This window comes from Mucilaginibacter yixingensis (assembly GCF_041080815.1).
Taxonomy (GTDB): Bacteria; Bacteroidota; Bacteroidia; order Sphingobacteriales; family Sphingobacteriaceae; genus Mucilaginibacter; species Mucilaginibacter yixingensis.
This window is the reverse complement of record NZ_CP160205.1, coordinates 5,225,695-5,249,677: the sequence shown is the minus strand read 5'-3', so window position 1 is coordinate 5,249,677 and position 23,983 is coordinate 5,225,695. Positions and strand designations below refer to the sequence as shown.

At 48.3% G+C, this 23,983-nt stretch carries 20 protein-coding genes and 1 pseudogene; 2 read left to right on the top strand and 19 right to left on the bottom strand.

All coding sequences use genetic code 11. From position 1 onward, the window contains the following. Positions 1–201 precede the first annotated feature (201 nt). Both ABZR88_RS21865 and ABZR88_RS21860 read left to right on the top strand, forming a co-directional pair. A complete protein-coding gene (locus ABZR88_RS21865) occupies positions 202–1,536 on the top strand; it encodes a DUF5690 family protein (RefSeq protein WP_211309876.1) in 1,335 nt (444 codons plus the stop codon). After that, positions 1,537–4,089: a phosphocholine-specific phospholipase C gene (locus ABZR88_RS21860; protein ID WP_107831385.1), complete on the top strand. Its 2,553-nt coding sequence runs from the start codon at positions 1,537–1,539 to the stop codon at positions 4,087–4,089. Here ABZR88_RS21860 and ABZR88_RS21855 read toward each other — a convergent pair. From ABZR88_RS21855 to ABZR88_RS21765, 19 genes and pseudogenes are all read right to left on the bottom strand, one after another. Continuing rightward, positions 4,086–4,526, bottom strand: coding sequence for a GNAT family N-acetyltransferase (locus ABZR88_RS21855; RefSeq protein ID WP_107831387.1), 441 nt, complete (start codon positions 4,524–4,526; stop codon positions 4,086–4,088). The genes ABZR88_RS21860 and ABZR88_RS21855 overlap by 4 nt on opposite strands. 117 nt (positions 4,527–4,643) lie before the next feature. Continuing rightward, on the bottom strand, positions 4,644–5,462 hold the full coding sequence (locus tag ABZR88_RS21850) for a tyrosine-protein phosphatase (protein WP_107831390.1): 819 nt from the start codon (positions 5,460–5,462) through the stop codon (positions 4,644–4,646). A 68-nt stretch (positions 5,463–5,530) separates the two neighbouring features. Next, positions 5,531–7,150, bottom strand: coding sequence for a SusD/RagB family nutrient-binding outer membrane lipoprotein (locus ABZR88_RS21845; protein ID WP_107831392.1), 1,620 nt, complete (start codon positions 7,148–7,150; stop codon positions 5,531–5,533). A gap of 26 nt (positions 7,151–7,176) precedes the next feature. After that, positions 7,177–10,521 (bottom strand): SusC/RagA family TonB-linked outer membrane protein, encoded by a 3,345-nt coding sequence (locus ABZR88_RS21840; RefSeq protein WP_107831394.1) that lies wholly within the window; start codon positions 10,519–10,521, stop codon positions 7,177–7,179. Positions 10,522–10,810: 289 nt separating this feature from the next. Next, positions 10,811–11,563 carry a metallophosphoesterase gene (locus ABZR88_RS21835; protein ID WP_107831396.1) on the bottom strand — a complete coding sequence of 251 codons (753 nt, stop codon included), beginning with the start codon at positions 11,561–11,563 and terminating at the stop codon, positions 10,811–10,813. A 4-nt stretch (positions 11,564–11,567) separates the two neighbouring features. After that, on the bottom strand, positions 11,568–12,761 hold the full coding sequence (locus ABZR88_RS21830; protein WP_107831398.1) for an alpha-D-ribose 1-methylphosphonate 5-triphosphate diphosphatase: 1,194 nt from the start codon (positions 12,759–12,761) through the stop codon (positions 11,568–11,570). Between the two features lie 186 nt (positions 12,762–12,947). Then, positions 12,948–13,748 carry a phosphonate ABC transporter, permease protein PhnE gene (gene phnE / locus ABZR88_RS21825; protein WP_107831400.1) on the bottom strand — a complete coding sequence of 267 codons (801 nt, stop codon included), beginning with the start codon at positions 13,746–13,748 and terminating at the stop codon, positions 12,948–12,950. Further along, positions 13,745–14,545, bottom strand: coding sequence for a phosphonate ABC transporter, permease protein PhnE (gene phnE / locus ABZR88_RS21820; protein WP_107831402.1), 801 nt, complete (start codon positions 14,543–14,545; stop codon positions 13,745–13,747). The genes phnE (ABZR88_RS21825) and phnE (ABZR88_RS21820) overlap by 4 nt, the downstream gene beginning before the upstream one ends. A 13-nt stretch (positions 14,546–14,558) precedes the next feature. Further along, positions 14,559–15,347: a phosphonate ABC transporter ATP-binding protein gene (locus ABZR88_RS21815; protein WP_107831404.1), complete on the bottom strand. Its 789-nt coding sequence runs from the start codon at positions 15,345–15,347 to the stop codon at positions 14,559–14,561. Positions 15,348–15,359: 12 nt separating this feature from the next. Then, a complete protein-coding gene (locus tag ABZR88_RS21810) occupies positions 15,360–16,286 on the bottom strand; it encodes a phosphate/phosphite/phosphonate ABC transporter substrate-binding protein (protein ID WP_107831406.1) in 927 nt (308 codons plus the stop codon). After that, a complete protein-coding gene (locus ABZR88_RS21805; RefSeq protein WP_107831408.1) occupies positions 16,283–16,945 on the bottom strand; it encodes an acetyltransferase in 663 nt (220 codons plus the stop codon). The genes ABZR88_RS21810 and ABZR88_RS21805 overlap by 4 nt, the downstream gene beginning before the upstream one ends. Before the next feature lie 12 nt (positions 16,946–16,957). Next, entirely contained in the window at positions 16,958–17,785 is an 828-nt protein-coding gene (locus ABZR88_RS21800) for a hypothetical protein (protein ID WP_107831410.1), read from the bottom strand. A gap of 1 nt (position 17,786) precedes the next feature. Next, positions 17,787–18,989, bottom strand: a pseudogene (locus tag ABZR88_RS21795) (alpha-D-ribose 1-methylphosphonate 5-triphosphate diphosphatase); the annotation flags it as partial. A 118-nt stretch (positions 18,990–19,107) separates the two neighbouring features. Then, a complete protein-coding gene (gene phnL / locus ABZR88_RS21790; protein ID WP_107831414.1) occupies positions 19,108–19,821 on the bottom strand; it encodes a phosphonate C-P lyase system protein PhnL in 714 nt (237 codons plus the stop codon). 16 nt (positions 19,822–19,837) lie between these two features. Beyond that, positions 19,838–20,686, bottom strand: a complete 849-nt coding sequence (locus ABZR88_RS21785; protein WP_107831416.1) for an ATP-binding cassette domain-containing protein — start codon at positions 20,684–20,686, stop codon at positions 19,838–19,840. Beyond that, positions 20,683–21,579: an alpha-D-ribose 1-methylphosphonate 5-phosphate C-P-lyase PhnJ gene (locus ABZR88_RS21780; protein WP_107831418.1), complete on the bottom strand. Its 897-nt coding sequence runs from the start codon at positions 21,577–21,579 to the stop codon at positions 20,683–20,685. Before ABZR88_RS21780 ends, ABZR88_RS21785 begins: the two co-directional genes overlap by 4 nt. Positions 21,580–21,582: 3 nt before the next feature. Then, positions 21,583–22,713, bottom strand: coding sequence for a carbon-phosphorus lyase complex subunit PhnI (locus tag ABZR88_RS21775; protein ID WP_107831420.1), 1,131 nt, complete (start codon positions 22,711–22,713; stop codon positions 21,583–21,585). 64 nt (positions 22,714–22,777) lie between these two features. Continuing rightward, positions 22,778–23,377, bottom strand: coding sequence for a phosphonate C-P lyase system protein PhnH (gene phnH / locus ABZR88_RS21770; protein WP_107831422.1), 600 nt, complete (start codon positions 23,375–23,377; stop codon positions 22,778–22,780). 1 nt (position 23,378) lies between these two features. Continuing rightward, positions 23,379–23,798, bottom strand: coding sequence for a phosphonate C-P lyase system protein PhnG (locus ABZR88_RS21765; protein ID WP_107831424.1), 420 nt, complete (start codon positions 23,796–23,798; stop codon positions 23,379–23,381). Between the last annotated feature and the right edge of the window lie 185 nt (positions 23,799–23,983).

Genomic DNA, 23,983 nt, shown 5'->3' with positions numbered 1-23,983 from the left:
TCTACTTCATGTTAAGTTAGTTTTATGCTTTTCAATCACAGGCTATTGCCAGTGGCGCGTAACCATAATTTCACACTACACTTAACTATTTGAAAATACTTAATTTACACTTAACCTGCATTTACTGAACTGTTTATAACACAGTCTTAATATTGAATTGATATGCTGTTGCCTTTTGCAGCGGCCTAAACGCTCAGTTCAATGCAATTCAAAGAGAAACTCCGTACAAGGGTGGCCCAATGGCACTACTCAGGTTTAACCATAATGGCGGCCATCGCCTCGTTTGGTACCTATACCTGTATGTACTCTATGCGCAAGGCATTTACCGCCGCCACTTTTAGCGGGCACGAGTATTGGCATATAGATTATAAAGTTTGGTTGGTTATTGTGCAGGTGCTAGGCTATACTATCAGCAAGTTTTATGGCATCCGTTACGTGGCAGAAGTTAAGCAGGCTAACCGGGGCAGAAGTATTTTGCTGTTTATTGGCGTTGCCTGGCTGGCTTTGCTGGGGTTTGCGTTGGTGCCGCCGCCTTATAACATCATCTTTTTGTTCATCAACGGCCTGCCACTGGGGATGATCTGGGGCCTGGTGTTCGGTTATATCGAGGGCCGTCGCTCTACCGAGTTTATGGCTGCGGTGATGGCCATCAGCCTCATCTTTGCTTCGGGCTTTGTAAAGTTTGTTGGCCGCACGCTCATGAACGTTTTTCATGTGAGCGAATTTTATATGCCTTTTCTTACCGGGGCATTATTTGTGTTGCCGCTCGTCGTGTTTATGTTTTGCCTGGAGATTATGCCTCCACCAAACGATGAGGATAAACGCCTGCGCACCGAACGCGCCCCAATGAGCGCCGAAGAACGCCGCCAGTTTGTTATCCGCTTCTTCCCGGGTATTCTACTAGCCGTAATTACCTACCTGATGCTGAACATCATGCGCGATGTACGCGATAACTTTGAGGTAGAGATCTGGGCCGGAATGGGCATTAAAACCCCATCGTTATATGCCAGTATTGATAGTATTATTGCCGTTACCGTATTGGTTGCCCTGGGTTTGCTTATATTAGTTAAAAGAAACCTGTTAGCCTTTAGTATTATCCACATCATGATGATTGCCGGGTTTGTGATGGTAGGCGTAGGCACCGTGCTTTATAACAACCACCAGATTAGTCCGGTTACGTGGATGACCATCGCCGGGCTGGGTCTTTATATGGGCTACGTGCCCTATAATTCCGTTTTCTTTGACCGGATGATTGCCGCTTTCAACTACCGCAGTAACGTAGGCTTTTTGATCTGCATTGCCGATGCCATTGGTTACCTGGGCAGCGTGGCGGTTCTATTGGCCAAGGAGTTGGGGATAAGCAGCATCAGTTGGTTAAACTTTTTTAATGCGGGCACTATTGTGGTGGCCGTAGTTGGCGGTGTGGCCGCTGTATTATCGCTAATCTATTTTTTACAGAACGCCAACGCCACCAGGTCAGACAAATCAACAGCACAAACAACTACCAATCAACCCGCTTCGGTTGAAATGATATAAATGGAAAGCAGAAGAGATTTTATAAAAAAAGCGGCCCTGTTAACAGGAGCTGCCGGTTTGGCCGGCGTAATGCCCGCCGCCATTGCCAAAGCCCTGGCCATTAACGCTGCCGAGGGCAGCACTTACCTTGATGCCGAGCACGTAGTACTGCTGATGCAGGAAAACCGCTCGTTCGATCATTGTTTTGGTACCCTGCGTGGTGTACGCGGGTATAATGACCCTCGGGCAATTCGTTTGGCTAATCAGAATCCGGTTTGGCTGCAAAGCAATAAAGAGGGGCAAACTTATGCACCCTTCCGCCTGGATATCAAAAACACCAAAGCCACCTGGATGCACTCGCTGCCGCACTCGTGGGCCAACCAGGTAAATGCCCATAATGACGGCAAACACGATAAATGGCTGGACGAAAAGCACTCCAGCACACCCGAATACAGCCACATGCCCCTCACCATGGGTTACCATAATCGCGAGGATATTCCATTCTACTACGCTTTTGCTGATGCCTTTACCGTGTGCGATCAGCATTTCTGCTCTTCGTTAACTGGCACCAACCCCAACCGTTTATACTTTTGGACGGGTTCCGTACGCAATCAGCTGGATGAAAACGCGCGCGCCCATGTTTGGAACGAGGATATGGATTATGGCACGCTCAACTGGCCGACTTTCCCCGAGCGCCTGGAAGCTGCCGGCATCTCCTGGAAATGTTACCAGAACGAAATGAGCATCGATGTAGGTTTTGAGGGCGAAGAAGACCCATGGCTATCTAATTTTCAGGATAACCCGCTGGAGTTTTTCGGTCAGTATAACATCCATCTGCACCCTAAACACCAGGCGCAGTTAAGGAAACAGCAGGCCGAACTACCAGCCCAAATTGCCACCCTAAAACAAAAACTGGCCGCCCAGCCTGCCGGCGATGAGGCCACCGTGCTACAAAAGCAACTGCAGGACAAAGAAAAACAACTGACCGACGTTAACCAGAAACTGGCAGATGCCGCCAAGCGCCCATTCAGTTCACTGAGTGCGCACGAACAAAATCTGCATAAAAAAGCTTTTGATACCAACCTGAATGATCCAGACTATCATCAGCTGACCGAATTGAGCTATGACGATGCCGGGCAGACCCGCAAAATGCAGGTGCCGAAGGGCGACGTACTCCACCAGTTTCGCCAGGATGTAAAGAACGGGCAGTTGCCAACCGTATCATGGTTGTCATCGCCCGAAAACTTTTCAGACCACCCGTCTGCTCCTTGGTACGGTGCCTGGTACGTGTCTGAGGTATTGGACATTTTAACGCAAAACCCCGACGTTTGGAAGAAAACCATTTTCATCCTTACCTATGATGAGAACGATGGCTATTTTGACCATGTGCCTCCGTTTACTGCGCCACATCCGCATAAAACCGGTACAGGCAAAGCCTCCGAGGGCATTGATACCCGTCCAGATTTTGTGACCTGGGAGCAGGAGAACGAGCGTCATGATTTCCCGGAGAAATACAGTCGCGAGAGTTCTATCGGACTGGGTTTCCGTGTGCCGATGGTGATTGCCTCGCCATGGTCAAAAGGCGGCTGGGTAAACTCAGAGGTGTTTGATCATACCTCTACGCTACAATTCCTGGAGAAATTCCTGTCGCACAAAACCGGCAAAACCGTTGCCGAACCCAACATATCTGATTGGCGCCGCACCATTTGCGGCGACCTGTCATCTGCTTTTAGAAATCAGGATCAGCAAAAGGCGGCCAATCCCGAATTCTTAAACAAAGACATTTTTATACCCGGCATTCACAAAGCCAAGTTTAAAGAACTACCATCGGCCTATAAAAACTTTACGGCCGAGGAGCAGCAACAGATCCGCCAGGTGCAAGATGTAAACTATTTGCCGCAACAAGAGCAAGGCGTCCGCCCATCATGCGCGTTACCCTATGAGTTGTATGTTGATGGCAACCTCTCGGCAGATAAAAAAGCCTTTAACATCAGCTTTAAAAACGGGAAAGACATTTTTGGATCGAAAACAGCCGGCGTGCCGTTCAATATTTACGCTATGGGCAATTACCAGAGCCAGGCCGATGCCGCAAAATCAGATCCGTTGCGCACCTGGGCCTACGCTGTTAAACCAGGCGATACGCTGAACGATCAATGGCCGCTGGATGCATTCGAGACTAAACAATATCACCTGCGCGCTTACGGCCCCAACGGCTTTTACCGCGAGTTTAAAGGTGACGCCAGCAATCCGCAAGTTGAAGCGACGGTAGCTTACGAGCGCAATCGCATCAGCAAAAATCAACTAACGGGCAACCTTGTCATCAGCATAAAAAATAATGATAGCAGGCCGCACACGGTAACGCTGACAGACAATGCTTACAAAACCGGCAGCAAACAGCAAACGCTGGCTGCAGGTGCATCGGCAAACATTGCATTACCGCTAGAAAAAAGTTTCGGCTGGTATGATGTAAGCCTGAAAGTGAACGGTGCCGAACTATTTGAACAACGCTACGCCGGCCGCGTAGAAACCGGCAAACACAGCCAAAGCGACCCATTGATGGGCCGCACCGTTTAAAGCGATTTTACAAAACCCAGCGCATAGCTTTTGTAACCATTATTCTGGTAAAAGTGGTGCGCTGGGATGCGTTCCTCGCGGTTGCCACTATTTACTACAATGGTATTGGCGCCAATCTCGTGCGCCCAGGTATCCACCGCCTGTAGCAGTTGTTTACCTATCTTTTGGCCACGATAATCTTCATGGATCACAAAGGCCAGGATGCGCACATAGGTGCCGTTTTTCTCCACCCAAAGGCTTTTCATTAAACCGGTCATGCCGGCCAGGCGGTCGCCATCACAGATCACCAGCGTACGGTGATCAGGGTGATTGGCCCATGCGTCAAAACGCACTTTTACCTCTTCGGGCGTGCAGGGATAGCCTAGCTGGGTGAGCAGTAGGCTCAGTTCGGGAATGTCTGCCTCGCGGGCATCTCTTATGGTGAATTGGGTGATCATAGTGGTTAAAAACCTCACCCCAACCCCTCTCCAAAGGAGAGGGGCTTTACCCGTATATTGGTAAAATGCATTTGTGAGTTCCTCTCCTTTGGAGAGGGGTTGGGGTGAGGCAGAAAATTATTGCAAATACTTATCGCGCAATTGTTTCAGGTCTTTGTTGCTCAGACCTATCTGGTTCTTCAGGAAATTATCTACAGAACCGTATTGCTTTTTGATGGCGTTGAAAGTAGCGCCAATGTATTCTTGCTTAGCGCCCATCATCTTTTTAGCCGACTCTTTATCAATGTTCATCATAACAGCAATAGCAGCTATAGATTTGGCATTCTCGTTCTGGCGGTAGTAGTTAGTGGCGGTGTAATCGTCAACAATGGTGTTGTATGGCACACCCAGGCTATACAGAAACAATGCGGCGGCAATACCTGTACGGTCTTTACCAGCAGTGCAATGGAAAACCAGTGCATCACCAGCAGGTACGGCCATCAGTTTCCGGAAGAATGGCTTGTAACGGTCTGTTAAATAACGGGTATTGTTATAAAAGGCCAACATAATAGAATCAGCTGGTTTGTGGGCAGCAAAATCGCGGGTCATGGTGCTCAGGCTGTCGCTGCCGGCGGGGCATAAAATGTAATCAGTCCCCGGGTTCAGTTTATCAGGTGCCTGGGCCGATTCCTGGTGACCGCGCAGATCCACATCATATTTTACGTGGCGTTTTTCCAGTTCGGCAAGGTCGGTTTCAGTTAGCTTGCTGATATCGGCACTGCGGTAAACTTTACCCCATTTTACCTGGCGACCATCGGCAGTTTTGTAACCACCCAGATCGCGAAAGTTGGCGGCACCCTGCAGCACTACATGACGCTGTACGCTGTCGGCAATTTGTGCGCTTGCGCTAAAAGTTGCGGCAATGCTTAGCCCCAAAAAGATGAATAGTTTTTTCATAGTTGTATTAAAATAAAATACAGGGATTGCCTTGCGGAAATCCCTGTAAAGATTTAGAGAAACGGTTATTACTTGGTCAGCCAGCTATCCTTTGTAGGATCATCTGTGCCGCCATATTGTGAACTAAGGGCTGCTTTATAGTTATCGGTATTGTAAGAAGCCTCGGTTGATGGATATAACCAACGACGAGGGATCTGCAGGTTTGGCGTACCAATACCGGCACCACCCTGTGCAAACGCAGGCACACCGGTACGGCGGAAGTTAAAGAACGGTTCCCAGCCAGAGTTGATAACCATGGCCATATATTTCTGGGTAAGAATCTGGTTTAAACCAGTGGTGTTGTTACCGGCATAAGCTACGTTAGCTAAGAAAGTAGCAATATCTGCGGTAGCAGTACCCCACACATCGCCCTGTTTCAAACCACGTGGGTTGATAGCGGCGTCTGTAGAAGAAATAGGGAAGGTGATGTTCAGCGACTGACCCTGAGTTAAACCAAAGTTAGCCAATGATGCATTGATACCGGCCAGGTACCAGGTGCTGGCAGTACCGGTAACCCAACCTCTGTTAATAGCCTCGGCAATGTTAAAGCACATCTCCGGGTAACCAATAAAGATGAATGGCTCTGCACTTGCGCCGCTGCTTGATACGTAGTAGCGGTTAAAGTTAGAGAAAGAGTACTGGCCTTTGTTAGAGTTATCTAACAGGGCTGATTGAGCCAGGTTGATATCTGAACCTACGTAAGCAGTAAAATCATTAACCGCTTTACCACCTGTTACCAGGGCTGGTGCAGGCGTAGAGTTTACAAATAAACGAGGGTCTTTAGTAGCCACGGCAATGCTTACATAAGTAGCGCCCGGGTTAGCAAAGTTGTTGTAAGGGTTAAAGCCCAGTGAGAATGTAGGATAACGGTTGATGGTGTTAAATGCATACACCATGTTATCTGCATTCGAGGTCATGATAGGGTACTGGGTTGGGTTGTTGATGATGGTAGCAAACTGCTGTGGAATCTGCAGATCGGCATTATCAGTAGCACGTTTGCTCAGGCTGATCAGTACACGCAGACGGTACGCGTTGATCAGTTTTTGCCATTGTACATAGGTAAGGCCAAAAATATCGCCAGAAGCATCAACCTTGGTATTAGCCAGTGTTGGAGTCAGTTTCACCAGGTTACCAATAACGGTATTGGCATTATCCAGCATAGTCAGCGCACTTTTGTAAACATCGTGCTGTGTGTCATATTTTGGCGTCAGGTTATTAACATCACCAGCAGCAGAGAAAGGAATATCGCCCACGCGCTGCGTTAACCAAACACCTGAGTAAGCTTTAAAGAACTGGCTTAAACCATAGTAAACGTTGGTTTTATTAGCCAGGCTTGATTGCTGCTCCAGCTTAAGTGCATACTTTAAAATATCATAGCTATCTGAAGTGTTACCGTAGTTGTAGTTGTTGTTACCACGATAGTACTGGTAGTTAGCAATAATATATTGAGAACCCACGCTTGATACCGCGAAAGGCTGCTCGTCAGAACGGATAAGGGTTGCGGTTAAGTGGTTTAACAGCAAAGGCAAAGGCACCAGCGTATTAGCACCGCCTACGTTAGGGTTATCTATCAGATTCCCCTTCTGGCAGCTGGTGAATGATGACCCTATTGTAATCAATAAGGCAATTGCAATCAATGATCTTTTCATGATAATCTTTTTATCTGTTTTATCAATTAGAATGATAAGTTAACGTTGAAACCAAAACGACGTACAGTTGGGCTTGACAGGTCTGAACCAGAGTTGGTACCTACGATGGTACGGTCTGAAGCGTTGTAGCCTGAAGCAAACTGGTCAAGGTCGATATCTTTACGCTGAGCGAAGTACAGCAGGTTACGGCCTACAATAGAGAAGCTTACTTTTTTGATGAAAGCGCGTTGCAGCATTTTTGCCGGCAGGCTGTAGCCAATGCTGGCCTCGCGTAGTTTAGCGTAAGTACGGCTAATCATGTAATACTCATCAGCGTTAGCACCAATACCGCTTGAGATGTAGCTCTGTACCAGTACCGGAACGTTGTTTGGAGCAAAAGTCAGATCTTTCATGTTATCAATCTGGCCATTGGTAAAGTGTGGGGTACCGCTGGTAATAATTACACCCGGACCAACATATTTAGGCGTAGCAGCTTTGGTACCTTCTGCGGTACTGTTCCACTCTGCTAAACGTGCAGCACCAAAAGCACCGCTGGCGCTTTCCAGGTCTGTACCACCGTTCATAGCGTGGTAGTAAACAAAGTCGTAGATTTTACCACCTACGCGGCCGTCAAACTGGAAGCTCAATGACCAGTTTTTGTAACGGAAGGTGTTGGTGATACCGAAAGAGAAGTCAGGGTTAGCGTAACCCAGCAAACCGTTTTGTGCAATACCACCGCCAGAGCTTAATGGTAAACCACCGGTGCTGTTTACAATGTTACCGTTAGGGTCTCTTACAAATTTGGTACCGTAGATAGCATCCAAACGCTCGCCAACTTTGTAGTCATGACCGTTTTGCTCCAGGTATGGCAAATCACCATAAATCGCTTTCAGGGTTTCTTTGTAGGTAGACCAGTTAGCATTGATATCCCAGTTTAGGCCACGTGGGTTTTTCAATACAGAACCCATCAGCTCAATCTCAAAACCATCTTTCTGGGTAGTTACACCGTTAATTAAACGGTTGGTATAAGTAGTTGCAGTTGATACCGGCAACTGGAAGATGTTAGGGCCGTTAGTAGTAGTAAAGTAAGTAGCGTTTAAGCCTAAGCGGTTGCCCAGGAATTTAACATCCATACCATACTCGTATGATTTTACGTCGAACGGTTTGATGTTCGGGTTAGAGATGGTGTTAGAGATGTTAGCACTTGGGGTATTGTTATAAATACTGGTAGTTGATACCGGCGACTCGTTTACATAAACCGGACCGTTGTATGGGGTATAGATCTCAGAACCGTAACCTAACAAACCAATAACCGGTTTGCTGTTCCAGCCAGTACCGGCAGCGGTTGAGTTAAGCGCATTGTATGAAGTACCGATGGTTGGCGCAGTTAAGCCTCCTTTTACGTCGGCAAATGAAGCACGCAGTTTTAAGAAAGAGATAAACTCAGGCAGTTTTACCCAATCGCTAACCACGCTGCTTAAAGCTACTGATGGATACAGATAAGTACTGTTGCTTGATGGCAGGGTAGACAGGTGATCGACACGGTTAGTAGTGTTTAAGTTGAAGTAGTTTTTGTAACCGATATCAACAGAGTAGAAACCGCTATACACCTGCATTTTTGAACCGAAGGTATAAACGTATGGTTTACCCACAGAGTTATTCAGGTCATATACACCCGGGATAGCCAGCTGCTGGGTAGTAGCCCAATGAGAGTCATAAGTAAATGAACGCTCGCTTGCACCGGCAATGCCAGAGATGTTCCAATCAGTAAATTTATGATTGTAGTTCAGGATCAGGTCGGTGTTGTTCTCTAACAAACGGCGCTGATCTTCGCGATAGTCACCAAACCAGCCGAAAGTGTACCAAGACAGGTACTGGTTAAGGTTGGTTGATGCTGGTACATCCTCAGTGCTCAATTGGTTGTAGGTGTTCAGCGCGGTACGCAGGGACAGGTTCAGATCTTTGTTGAATTTGTATTGTAATCTTAAGCTACCATACAATCCATCTTTTTGTCTGCCTTTTAACCACTCGTTAGCAATAAACCAGGCGTTGTTTTCACGACCGTACTCTGGTGCATATTGCGTTAAACCAGGTACGCCTTGCGGGCCTTGGTAGTAGTTTTTAATATCTCTGATATCATAATCGGCAGAACCGTACACTTTAAACATGTACACGTAGCTGTTAGGGCTGTATACAACGTCTGGTACGTTTGGCGAGTATTGCTCACTCACGTTAACATCACCTTCAAAACGCAGTTTAGAGTTAATATCATAACCTGCAGAAAGTTTGAAGTTATCAATGTTCAGTTTAGTATTAGGGAAGTCACCTTTTTGATAAGTGTGACCGTATGATACGTGAATATCATAGTTTGAACCACTGGCAGCTGCAGACAGCGTGTTAGTAGTAATCAGACCGGTTTGAACAAAATTCTCAAAGTTGTTGGCGCCACGGGCTACCCAAGGAGTTTTTTGACGGATGCCGGTTGTTGGATCATAAGGGCTATCATATTGCTGGGTTTGGAAAACACCGTCAAAACGAGGACCCCACTCTGGTAAACGCTGGTTGTTATCATACAACACGTTACCATAAGTATACTGGTAGTTGGTACCACGACCGTATTCTACCTGGCTTTGCGGCAATACAATGAAGCCTTTTTCCATCTCGTTTACCGAGTTGTAATCAACCTGCCAGCCTTTTTTATCTTTTGAACCTTTTTTAGTGGTGATGATGATGGCACCGTTAATACCACGGAAACCATAAAGGGCCGCAGCGTTAGGGCCTTTCAGGATGGTGTAGCTTTCAATATCATCAGCGTTAAAGTCAAACGTATCAGAGTTCACAGGCTCGCCGTCAACTACGTACAATACGTCTTTACTACCACGCAATACTACAGTTGGCGCACCAAAAAACTCAGAGCTGGCACCAATTTGCAAACCTGCAACTTTACCGGCCATAGAGTTTAATGGGTTAGCATCACGCGCGGTGGTTAACTCTTCACCTTTAATTTGTGATTGAGAGTAACCCAGTTTCTGCACCTCTTTTTTAACACCGAGGGCGGTTACCACAATTTCGCTCAGCTCTTTGCCTTCAGCTTTCATCTGTACGGCAAGATTGGCATCAGCGCCAATAGTAAGCTCTTGTGTTTTGTAGCCAATAAAAGAAACTGTTAATGTTTGGCCTTGTGTAGCCGAGATAGTGAAGCGGCCGTTAATGTTAGTGCTGGTGCCCTGACGGCTGCCAGCTATCATTACGCTTACGCCGGGAAGCGGCTGATTGTTCTCATCAGTGATGATACCTCTGATGACGTTTTGAGCAGATACTTTGCTCAGGCCAAGTCCGGTCACAAGTAGGGCGACCAACAGCCATTGTAGCTTCGGTAAAATTTGTTTCATGAATAACTTTTTTTGCCGAAATTAGAGAGGCACCGTTAAGAAATCCATCAACAAACAACAACAATACTTTACGTTATTTCAATAAACACCACACACTATTAAAGAACTGTTAATGATAGATAAATTTTGGCAACATTGAGCCATCTAGCAAAACCAACTGCATATATGCCCAAAACAAAACTTATCAGCTTGCGTTGAAACCGATCCCGGCTGTGCAATATTTGGCCACAAAACCTTTAAGCGATGGTTGATAAAATTCGCCATCTGCAAATACATTAAGCAAAGCTTTTTAACCCAACCGGGCGGATGTTACCTCCATCAAAGCTGTGTCTAAAATAAGTACACCATTGTTAAACTGGCAGCGTGCCACGCAGGGCCCATATAACCCCTGTAACTGCCGCCCCACTTTATAGGTACCAAAACTGTGGCGACTGATCTCTTCTTTAGTACAAAAGCTTACACCTTCAAAGTGCATATGGCCCGAAAACCCATAGTTGCAGTTCTGCCCGGCAATAAAATCAAGGTGCTCATGATAATCTTCGGCCATCTGGGGGAAACAGGTTTTCATACCGGTAAAATCCGGATAAGCAAAGTGCGAGAAGAAGAGGTTCAGGCCATCAAACGTGCGGGTGGTGTACTCTGGCAGGCTATCCAGCCAGGCGCGGTCTTCGCGGGTAAGCAAAGCAGGTAACAGTACATCTTCGTATAGAAAAACTTTGTTGCCGCCCAGGTGCTTACGCTCGAAAAAATCAAGCGCATACCAATCCTGCGGAAACTCAAAGCCGCCCATATAATAATCCGGATTTTTGCGGATCTGAAACAGATCGTTGTTACCAATCACCACCGTATTGCAGTTTGCGCGTATCATGGCAATGCACTCATGGGCGCTGCGGGTATCCAGGTAGTTATAGGTCGTCACCTTGTATCCGGTGATATCGCCCAGACAAACCACCTCGTCGCAGCCTGCTTGTTCCAGTATAGTAAATGCGTTTTTTAGTGCAACGACATCCTCGTGGATATCGCCAAGTATCCCAATCTTCATGTTATCAAATCAATTCCGCCGCAAAAGGTTGCGGGTTGCTCTCCGCAGCGAGGGCGCTAACCTGGTGATTGTAATCGGCGCTGTATTTTACTACGCCGCCCACCATCGCCATAGAAACTACGGCAACTTGCTGCTTGCTGCTAAATGTCACTATATCTGCTTTTTTCCCCACCTCAATACTGCCCAGTTCTTTATCAAATTTTAACAAACGGGCCGGATTAAGGCTTACCATATTAATGGCCTTGCTTGGCAATATGCCGTTTTCCATCATTTTTACCACCGCGCCCAACATGGTTGGAAAATGGTAATCGCTGCAAAAAATATCGACCAGGTCTTCATCAATGGCGTCCAGACTTGACAGGTTACCACAGTGCGAACCACCACGATAATAATTAGGCGCCCCCAAACAAACCCACATATCCTCGGCTTTGGCTTTGCGCGCGGCCTGTAGCGTGGTAGGCATTTCAGAAAGCGTAGCACCGTAGGCCTTGCCTTCAATTACGTGATCTACCGTAGTATCATCATGGCTGCCCAAAATGCAGCGATGTTCAAATGCTTTTTGTATGGCTGCGCGATGGTTGATATGGCTCAGCGCCTCCACCTTATCCAGCAACAAACGACGGGCTTCAGCCTCGGTCAGGTTCATTGATTTCATGCGCATCTCCACTTGCTGCTCAATGGTATACTGGCGCGTACCGGGGATATGATCATTATAAACCACCAGGTACAGGCTTTCCAGTTTGGCCATATCATCCAGGTAGTTCAAAATAGTATCGCTGTTTGGGTCGATGCGGGCATGCAGGTAATGGCGCACCAGCATCTGGCTGCGCACGGCGTCAATTTGCTGGCACAACGCAATGGCATCGGCAAAACTGCGGTTCTTACCCTCATTATCAGAAAAGCTTACCGCGCTAAATACCGTGGTAATACCGCAAGCCGCCGCACGGGCATCAGAAAAATGCAAAGCAAACGGCAGCGGAAACGCCGCGCTTGGACGCGGATATAACTCTTTCTCCAGATAGTCGGTATGGATATCAATACAGCCGGGGATGAGCCACTGGCCTTTCAGATCGATGCCTGATTGATAGATTTTATCTTTCTCTACAGCTGTGATGATGCCATTCTCCACTTCAACAGAACCCATGAAATCCTCAGCCGGAGTAACAATACGTGCGTTGGTAAATAACTGTGCCCCCATTTGTAAACAGATGTTGATTAAAGCAATAAAAGTAGATTTGAATTATTAGCGCCTTATTAGCGGCGGGTGAGAAGTTGCTGGATTTGGGACTTCGAATTTTCGATTTCGGATTTGTTTTATTGAAGATTCTTCGATTTATAATTCGCAACTCATAAATCTGAAATCGAACATCCCAAATCCGAAATTCTATATCTTCTTCCCCAGCACCATCCCCCTCAAATAGTCAGACAATTTCTCGATCAGGATCACCAGCACGCCGATGATGAAGATGATGGCAAAAGCATCTTTATAATGCATTACTTGCATGGCCTTAAACAACTCATAGCCGATGCCGCCGCCACCAAAAATGCCCAGACCAATAGCCGCCCTGATGCTTACATCAAAAGCATAAAAACAATTGGCAATAATGGCTGGCAAAATTTGCGGGAACAGCGAATACCTGATCACCTGCAGGCGCGACGCCCCTACCGAAAAGATAGCCTCGTCCGGCGCGTGCTCGGTGTTTTCAATAATGTCTGTAAACAGTTTGCCAAAGTTGCTCATGGTAATTACCACCAGCGCCAGCATACCGCTAAAAGCGCCCAGGCCTACCACAATAATGAACATGATGATAAACACCAGACTGGGGATGATGCGCAACAAATCCAACACACCACCCGCCAGCAGGCGTATAGTTTTATTGGGCATGGTATTGTTGGCCGCCAGCAAGGCAAACACAAAGGCCAGCAGCGTACCATAAAAGCACGACAGGAAAGCCATAGCCAGCGTTTGCCCCAAAGCTGCCGCAATGCCTTTGTTGTGCCAAAGCAGTTCAAAATTGGGCGGCATCATCTCGCCCAGCAGGCGCTGCACCTGGCTAAAATCTGCAAAAAGTTCAAAGGGATTAAATTTGACAAACACACTGCCGGCAATGGCAATCACCAGCACAATGGCAACGTAGATGGTCTTTTGCCTGTACTTTACCGACGGCATCATCAGCTCGCTCATACCAGTGCTCCTTTCAGTTTTATTTTCTTGCGAACAAACGTTGATAGCATCCCCGTGCCCATCACCATAACCAATATCACCAGCACGGCGCTGAGCGCACGGTGGTATTCTAACAGACCGAAAGCGTAATCCAGCTCGTATCCAATACCCCCAGCACCGACTGCACCCAGAATAACCGACAGGCGAATGTTTAGCTCAAACCGAAACAGGGTATAAGAGATAATAGCCGGAACAATCTGCGGGATCACCCCAAACCAGATAACCTGCAGCTTACGCGCACCTACTGATTGGATGGACTCGATCATTACGTGATCTATCTCCTCAATGGCATCGCCCAGCAGTTTGCCCATCATGCCGATACAACTGAGCGTCAACGCCACAATGCCCGACATGATGCCTAGTCCATACGCAGCAATCAGCGTAAGCAGGATGACGATCTCAGGGATCGATCGTTCCAAACCGATGATAAACCTGGAGATATTGCGTACCACCGGGTGGGTAATGTTGGCCGCTGCCAGCAGGGCAAACACTACCGAGAACACCACGCCAAACAGCGTACCCAGAAAAGCCGTAACGATGGATTGCAGCGCCGGTTCAAGCATGTCCGGGAACGCGCTCCAATCAGGCGGAAACATGTGACTCATAAAATCAATGCCGTCAAAAAAACCTTTGATTAGTTTACCAAAACTGGCGCCGCAAACCCAGGCGCTCAGCTCTATCAACCCAAACAATACCAATGCGGGTAGCACCAGCTTGCCATACCGTTTGGGACTAAAATCAGCTAATGTTGTTGCCATAATCTGATGTTATTTAGGCGATAACCGGTACCGGTTGCTCGTAATGTTCCATCTGTTGCAGCTCCTCGCCGTAAATCTCCACCAGCTGATCATTAGTCAGTTTCGGGTCACCGTCATACAACACCTTGCCATCTTTGATGGCGATAACGCGGGTGCAGTATTTGGCCGTCATCTCCGGCTGATGGAACACGCCGATCACCGGGATATCTGCCGAAAGCGGCCTGATCAGTTTCATAATCATTTTGGCATTGCTCGGGTCGAGGTTAGATATCGGCTCATCTGCCAGCAGTAACGATGGTTGCTGATAGATGGCGCGGGCAATAGCCACGCGTTGCATCTCGCCGCCGCTTAGGCCTGAAGTTATAGCTCCGGCCAATGCTTCCATTTTTACTTGTTCTAAAGCTTTTTTGGCTTCTTCGGCTTCGCGGTCGGTAAAGCCGTAAAGCAGGCTGCGCAGCGTGCTGATCTGCCCCAGCCGACCGATCATCACGTTATCAATAGCCGGCAGACGCTTCACCAGATGATAGCCTTGAAAAATGACGCCTATCTTTTGCCGGGCCGTGCGCAGCTCTTTTTTGTTGGCCTTGGTAATATCATATTGGCGGCCGCTGGCGTCGGTCAGCGTTACTGAGCCTTCGTCGGGTTTCAGCAACCCGTTCAGACAACGCAGGGTGAGCGATTTACCGGCACCGCTGGGACCCAAAATGCCCACAAACTCGCCTTTATCAACTTTAAAACTAACGCCATCCAGCACCCTGCGTCCGTTTGGCAGTACCTTTACCAGGTTTTTTACTTCTATCATGGCTGTAAGGGTTTATTCTTTTACCAATGACAGATCTTTAATACCGGCTGCCACCTTGCGCAAGCCGTTATACATCGAATCCTGGATGGGCATGTAAGCACGTTTACCCGGATCTTTGATGTATGCTTTGAGATAAGTTTCCAGCGATTCAGGGTCGCGCTTGTATTGTTCAATGTACAGGCGCTGCACTTTGGCAGCGAAAGCTGGGTTGATATCACTCCGAATCACTATCGGCGACGCCACGATCGGCTCAGATTGCCAGAGTATCTTGATATCTCCCGGGTTGATCATCTTCATCCGTTCCAGTACGTGGATGCTATATTCGGCAGCAGTACAGCCCAGATCAAGCTTGCCCGCTTTTACCGACATCACCACCGCCGGGTGACTGCCTGCAAACATGGTTTGCTTAAAAGCGCCTTTTTCCGGATCAAGGCCGATGGTATTTAGATAAGCCGTTGGAATTAAATGGCCCGAAGTTGAAGCCGGATCTGCAAAACCGATAGTGAGGTTTTTGGCCCGGCGCTTCACATCGTCCATACTGTTAATGCCCGATTTTGCATTGGTGATGATGATGCTGTGATACATGCTCGGCTTCCCATCCTGGCCAATGGCCACCATTGGGGTAATGTCTTTATTTTGAGAAGCAAGGATGTAAGAGAAAGGACTCAACTGCGCCATGTGCACTTTTTTAGCGTGAATGGCTTCAATCACCGCCGTATAATCGTGCGTAAAAACAAACTCTACCGGTATGCCCAGCTCCCGCTCCAGGTATTTGCGAGTGGGTTCCAGGCGGGTTTTGGTGAGGCCCTGCAAACCGCCACCGGCATAGGCAATGACGAGAGTTGTGGGCTCATTATTTTTATTGAGCGCGGTTTTGTCTTTACAGCTGCTGAGCCATAGCATGGCCATGCCCAACACCATCATCAAAAAGTTTTTCATACTATAGCTTGTTTTGTGTGCTTATGCAGAAACGTGTCCAGGTCAAGCAAATCGGCAAAGTTTTGTTCCAGCGTTTCGCGGTCCCAGTTCCACCACTCGCTGTCCAGCAGGCGGGCAATGGTCTCGTCGTCAAAACGTTTTTTAATCACTTTGGCTGCTACGCCTACGGCAATCTCATACGGACCGACATCTTTGGTTACCACCGCTCCCGATCCAATAATGGCACCGGTGCCAATAGCAACACCTGGCATAATTACCGCGCCATGGCCAATCCACACATCATGCCCGATCACACATTTATGATCGCGTCGCCATTGGAAAAACTCGGCATCGTCTTCGCCCAACAAGTAGTTTGCACGGCGATAAGTCATGTGGTGCTGGGTAACACGCCATTGCGGGTGATTGCCCGGATTGATGCGCACGCTGTTGGCAATAGAACAGTATTTACCAACTTCGGCATAGATGATCTGTACGTTACCGGCCGTGTAGCTGTAATCGCCAAAGGTTGATTCTACCAGCCAGGTATGCTCGCCCAAGGCCGTCCAGCCGCCGACCGAGCTGTCTTTAATTCTACAAGAAGGATGGATATAGGGCTCCTCGCCGAGCGTGTGTGCTGATTTTTTTTCTGCTGCCGACGGGTATTGATCGAAATAAAGCATAATGGATTTTACTTAATGGATGAAGTGATAAACCGGGTAATTATCCTGATGCTGAAACTCGGCCAGGTGATCGTACTTACACAGGCCGGTGTTTGAGATCAGGAAATAGTGTTTGTTTTGGCGGATGGTTTCGTTCAGCTCGTTTATGGTGGTGGCCAGGTGTTCTTTCTGGTTCTTATTGAGCTTTTGCTCTATATAAGCCAGCGTAATGTGACCGATGAAAGGGCGTGTCATGCGGATGCCCAGGTTCTCCAGTTGCACATCGTCATAAAAACCATCACGGAAGTTGGTGATGCGGTTATAGTCGGTCTCATAATCAAACGTGCCCAACATACCAATGGCGGTACCAAAAACAGAAAGCCCCACTAAGCGCATGCGTATGGGGGCGTGTCGCTGCGGTTTAGGCAGCAGGCTGAAAGCATTTTTAACCATGCCGGGATAGGCACCATCCAGGCCGGCATGGAGGATATTGTTCTTATAACGATCTGCCGAAAGCGTGTTAGCCACCGTTTGGTGGAAACTCTCTGGCGGCAGCATATAAAAGCCGTTAAGGGGTTGCAGGTTATACTTCATTTCCTGCTGCAGGGAGGTTAAAAACACGGTCAGCTCCTCATTACCCGGATTGGCGTTGAGCATAGATACCACTGCGTAACCTTTATACTCATTTGGCTCCCAGGTTTGACCGTTATAGTCAAACTTATCGGCCGGCATTACCTTGCCCGCTGCCGTAATGATCTGTTCCGGCTCCACCTCGTGCAACTGGCGTTGCTGGTAGTTGCGGTAATTCAGATCGCGGATGGGCGTTTCGTTAACCATTTTTCTAATTTCCTGCGTGTACATATTAAAAAGCGGTTTCCAGATTTTGTTTATGAATTTTGGTTGCAGCCTGCGATACCACATTGCCCTTCACCACTGTATGCGTTACCATCGGGATCTCATCAATCAAACGAACGATGAGCAGATCAGCATCTTTACCTTCTTCCAGGCTACCGGTGTACGCATCAATACCCACAGCTTTAGCCGGGTTAAGTGTAGCCAGGTTAATAGCTTGCGGCAGCGGCAAGCCATGCTCGCGGTGCAGCTTAAACACCGAGTGGATGATAGCCGGCGGATAATAATCTGAACACAGCGTATCCACATAACCTTTCAGCACCGCCTCGGTCATGCTCACATTGCCAGACAGTGAGCCACCACGCAAAATATTTGAGGCACCGCCAACCACGTGCATGCCCAGTTCGGCTGCGTGGGATGCCGTGTCCATGGTGATCGGAAACTCGCAGATAGCCACGCCCAGGTTACGCATCAGATCAACTTTCTCCGGACTGTCATCATCGTGTGATGCAACCGGGATGCCATGCCTGCGGGCGTGATCCAGCAAACGCTGTAGTTTCTCGCCTTCAATGCGCGGACGGGCAGCCAATTCTTCAAACTCGGCGGTAGCCTGTTCTTCTGTTTTGCCCGATTTGATCATCATCTTCATAAAATTCTCGCGACTAAACTGGCCCTGCCCCGGCGTATGATCCATTACCGAAAGCAATTGCACATAGCCACGATCAATCAGGCTAAAACATTCATCGTAGGAATTGACGCCCGACAGTTCAAAGCGCAGGTGGATTTTGTTGTCCAGCAAGGTCTGCCCGAGAGACGAGTTATAAACGCCGTCAAAAATTTCAGCACGGGTGTATTTGCTGCGCGAGTAGGTTTCGGCCACCTCATACCCCAGATGCAGCGAGTGGTAAACGGTAGTAAAACCACAACCGCTCATTTTACGCTCCAGCTCGCGAAAAGCCACGGCAACCGGGATATCAGCACCTGGCCGTGGAATTACCTCAGCATCTAATGCGTCGGTATGGATATCAATGATGCCGGGCATCACTATGTTGCCTTGCGCATCAATTACCGGTAAACCGGCAGCTTCGGCGCTGTTGTCTTTATCAATTTTTATAATGACGCCTTGCTCTACCTGTACCGATGCATTTTCCAGCACTTCGGTTGGGGTTACTACGCGGGCGTTGGTTATTAGGAATGAGGTCATTGTTTGTGTTTGTTTACTTGTATGTCATGCTGAGCGAGAGCGAAGCATCTCTGCGGACGAGCGATCAGGACGATCCTCAGAGATGCTTCGTTCCTCAGCATGACATGATGTTTTATTCAGTTATCTACTACTCCACCGCCAACTCTTCCTCCACAATCTCACCGAATTTCAGATCAATCCGACGATCGCACAGGCGTTGCAGTGTGTACTCGTCATGCGAGATGCAGAGTACCGATGTCCCGTTGTTTTTCAGCTCCAGGATCATATCAATCACCACATCTTTGGTACGCTGATCCAACGAGGCTGTCGGCTCGTCAATCAGCAGAAATCTTGGCGGGGCAATGATGGCGCGGGCAATGTTGATGCGTTGCTGCTCGCCGCCGCTAAAGGTTACCGGGAAAGCATCCCACAACTCGGCAGGGAGGCCCAGTTGCTCCAGCATTTGGCGTGCTTTTTCGCGGGCGGCATCTTTATCTTTTTCTATGCGGAACAGGTTTTCGCAAACCACATCAACCGCTGTTACGCGTGGGATAACGCTCAGGAACTGCGAACAGTAGGTTATCTCGGTTTTGCGCAGACTGATCACCCGGTGATCATCGGCAGCAGCCAGATCAACCGGACCATCGGCCGACTGATAGATGATCTGCCCGCTCGATGACAGATAGGTGCGGTAAATGCACTTCATCAAACTTGATTTACCAGAACCAGATTTACCGGTGAGGCCGATAATCTCGCCCTCTTTCAGGTTAAAGTTGATGTTTTTGAGTGCCTCTATTTTCTTGCCGTTCAAGATGTGTAACTCGAACGATTTACTCAGGTTATTTACTTCCAGAATATTCATGGTTCCTGATAATTTTTTAAAGCAATGAGCTAACCAATAATTGTGAATAAGCATGCTGCGGATCTTGCAGAATCTGATCGGTCAGGCCGCTTTCTACAATGCGACCGTTCTTCATCACCATGGTGCGGTCGGTCAGCATGCGGATCACCGAGAGGTCATGCGATACCACAATCATGGCGATACCCAGTTCATGCTGCAACTCGCGGATCAGATCCAGCACTTTGGCTTGTACCGATACGTCCAAACCTGTAGTCACCTCATCCAAAAACAACAACGGAGGGTTGTTGGCTATAGCTTTGGAGATTTGTACACGCTGCTGCATACCACCACTAAAGTTTGAAGGACGATCGTCCATCCGCAGCACCGGCACCTCGGTTTTTACCAGCAGTTCTGATGCACGCTCGCGGATGCCGCCAACATGGTAGTTGCCCGCCATAATCAGCTTTTCGGCAATGTTACCGCCCGATGTAAAGTTGAAGTTCAGCCCATCGCGCGGGTTCTGGTAAACCATGCCCATCAGGTGGTTACGTATGTAACGTTTCTTTTGGTTCGATTCATCCAGGGTGTTCACCCCGGCATTGGCATAAGGTTTTAACAATGCCTCGCCGTAGGTTTTCTCTATATCGAAGTACAGCATCTTTACCACCGTGCTTTTGCCCGAGCCACTCTCGCCCACAATGCCCAGCACCTCACCGGGATAAAGCTCAAAGTTGATATCGGCGCAAGCTACAATACTCTCTGTTTCGGGGCAGATGTTTGAGCCAAATTGAGGGCCGGTCAGCGCCAGCGTATTTTCGTTAGGCTCGCCATAAATTTTGGTCAGCCCGGTTACCTTCAGCAACCAATTATCGGGTGTACGGCTCATGCTTCAATTTGATTGATGTAGATATTTTCATGCTGTTTGGGCTCCTGGCCGGCATCCAGCTTGTCTAAAAAGTTACTGTCGTTAATGATGTAGTGCTTAGAGCCATCATCAAAATACAGTTCGTCTAAAAAGGCTTTTTTGTAGTTAGTTCGGTAGCACTCGGTACCGGCAAAACTTTCAGTGTGAAACTTGATATCATCAAACTCCAATGGCTCCACTACGGTATAAGGTGGCACAGCATACAGGCGTTTCTCTCTACCGGCACCAAACAAGTGCAGTGCCTTAGAGTTGTTCAGGTTAGGCACATCCCAACGAGGGATAGGCGACGGCGCCATCACATAACGATGGTTCACCTTAACCGGGTAACCGGCGCCCAGCATAATATCGCCATGGCGCACAATTTGCTCATACAGCGATACCCACATTTTGGCGTAATCAGCCTCGCCGTGCATCTGGCGGGTTTTATATTCATAACGCTCCACGCTACGCAGTGGCTCGGGTTGTGGTACCTGGTAAATAAAAATCTGGTCCTCGGTCAGCTCCTCCTCGGTAATGCGGTGGCGGGTTTGGATCAGCGTGGCTTCGGCGGTATCATACGTGGTTTGGCAGCCGGTCATCTGGTGCACAAACTCGCGCAGGTTGCAGGCATTTACGCTGGCATCGCTGCCCTGATCTATGATCTTGAAGATATCATCCTTACCAATAACAGCCAGTGTTACGTGCAGGCCGCCTGTACCCCAGCCGCGGGCAATAGGCATTTCTGGCGATGAGTAAGGCACCTGGTAGCCGGGAATGGCCACTGCCTTCAGCAACTTGCGGCGGATCTCTTTTTTGGTTGCCTCGTCAATAAAAGCAAAGTTGTGCTTCTGGGCGTATTTCTTATTCTCAATCATGTTTTATACAGATTGTAATTGTTCGGTTTGTTTGGCTTCTTTGGGTGCGGTGGCGGTGCTGCGGTCAATAGCCGCACGGGTATTGCTCAGTCCGGCCTGGAAGGTTACGTAATGCGGCAGTTTTAGGTGATTTACAAAACCCATGGCCTCAATACCCTCAGTGTGATACAGAATAAACTCCTGATCATTAGCCGGCGAGCTGGTATCGGGGCTGCGCATGGCTGTATCCAGTATACCCATACAGATGGCTTTGGTATCATTCTGGCCAAAGCACAAGCCGTAACCAATGGTATAAAACGGCGGCGCGTTTTTCTTTTTGGTTTTGGCTGATGAGATGGTCTCGGCCTCAGTTACCTCAATTTTGCCAATGTAACGTTCTCTGCCGGTGGCATCTTTTACCCGTACCGGAACCGATCCATAACGCAGCTCGCCCACGGTAGGGTGCACACTGCCGAAACCGCGCATACTGGCATAACCCAGCGACATCAGTCCGCCGGTCTCTGCACGGCAAAGCATCTGTAACCTGGCCGAGCGCGGGGCCGGGAAGCGGATAGCCTCGCGGGTAACGTCTTTCAGGATACGGTCTTCGTTCGGGTCTGCCGGTTGCAACAGGCCTTCGTTCTTCAGCAGGTCGATTACCTTGGCGTAGCGACCGATACTTTTCAGCTTATCCTGATCAATGCCCGATAGAAACTCGGTCAGAAACTCCTGCATCTGCTCTTCGGTCTCGGTAGCTTTGGTGGTATCCAGCATGCGCTGGGTATAATCGCGGGTGGGGCCCAAAACCTGTCCGCCCGGTATTTCGCGGAACGAAGCCGAGATTTTGCGTTTTACAAACATCTCGCGGGTATTAATGGCTTCAGAATAATATTTGCGCTGTAAGGTGGCACGGAAGGCGCGCAGGATAAATGCGGCTTCAAACACCTCTCCTTCGGCTTGTTTAATGGCAATGGCCGCATACTCTGGCGTATACAAACCGCCCTCGCCCATTACCTTATCTATCGCCATGCGCAGTTGCGCTTTGATCTGCTGAATATCCAGCGGCGTTGTAGCGTCCTTCAGCCTGTAAAACTCCAGCAGCAACTGCGAGTTGTGGATGGCATCAGTACCGCCTTTTACTGCAACGTATCCCATATTTTTATTTAATGAGTGATTGAGTGAATTTTGAATGAGTGAATCTTACTCGAATAACTAGTGTCTAATGACTAATAACCACTGAAGTGCTCCGCGGTATGCAGATCAGGTTGGCATCGGCATCGGTTACCATCAGGTCAATCCCCAGCGGAAACTCAGCGTTTTGTATTTTCAGCTCGTCCAGTATTTCGGGGTTAAGGCCGGCAATGTAGATGACGGTTGTACCATTAATACCCGGACCTTTCAGCGTCAATTCCATTGCGCCGGGAAATGGCGCTGTGCTGATGGCATTAGCATCGGCTATAATGGTGGCGCTTTCTTCGGGATAGGGCAGATTGCCAACTTTCAGGCTATAAATAAATTCAGCATTGAAGTTTTGGGGGACGAAAACAAAGTCGGTCTCTGTTAGCTCCGCTTTCACTGCTGATGTATGCAGGGCAATGTAATCGGCAATGGCACCTTCAAACTCGGCTAAAGCGGTAAAGCTTACATCGGTATTTAACAAAGCCATGGCAATTAATATGCTGGCGCGATTGATGCCTGCGGGATAATCCAGCTCCAGTTCAGGAAAAACGCTGATCTTGCCCGGGCGGGCCATGCTGTCCAATATCAGCCGATAGTGCTGCTGGGCATCAAAAATCTGGTCGTATATGGCGGTTTGCATATTAGTCTTGCTCCATTAGTTTAAAGTCGACCTTGGTGCGCATAATCAGCTCGTTCTCCAGCTTCACGGCACGTTCAATGGCATCGGCTTGTTCGGTTAAAAATTGGTTTACCCTTGGCATATCAGCACCGGGCATCTGGGTATAGGCATCCATAAAGGCAATGCAGTAACTGCGCACAGGCTCATCGCCCAGGCAAACACCAATGCCACGCATACCGTTCACTAACATTTCGCACTCGGTGGCCAGGGCTTCGCCCAAATAAAAAGGCTGAAACTCTACCGAGTCTTCAGCCTTAATCATTACCATGCAAATGGCGGGCTCCTTGAGCATGGCTATTTCCACGCTGCCTTCCAGCGCTGTTACCAGCTGCTCAAGCGGCGCTAAAGCGCACTCGCACAGTATATAATCTTGTTCCGGCATGTTTAACTTTTTTGTCAAAAGTACCGGCCAATTATTTGCAGATAATTAGTGCAGGGATATTGTTTTGTTAGCGCTTGGTTAGGGTGGTTTGTTAGGGGATGGTTAGGGAGGCATATAAGGATCGTATAATTCCAATATTAGCGAAGCATAAAAAGGGTGTCATGTTGAGCTTGTCGAAACACGTG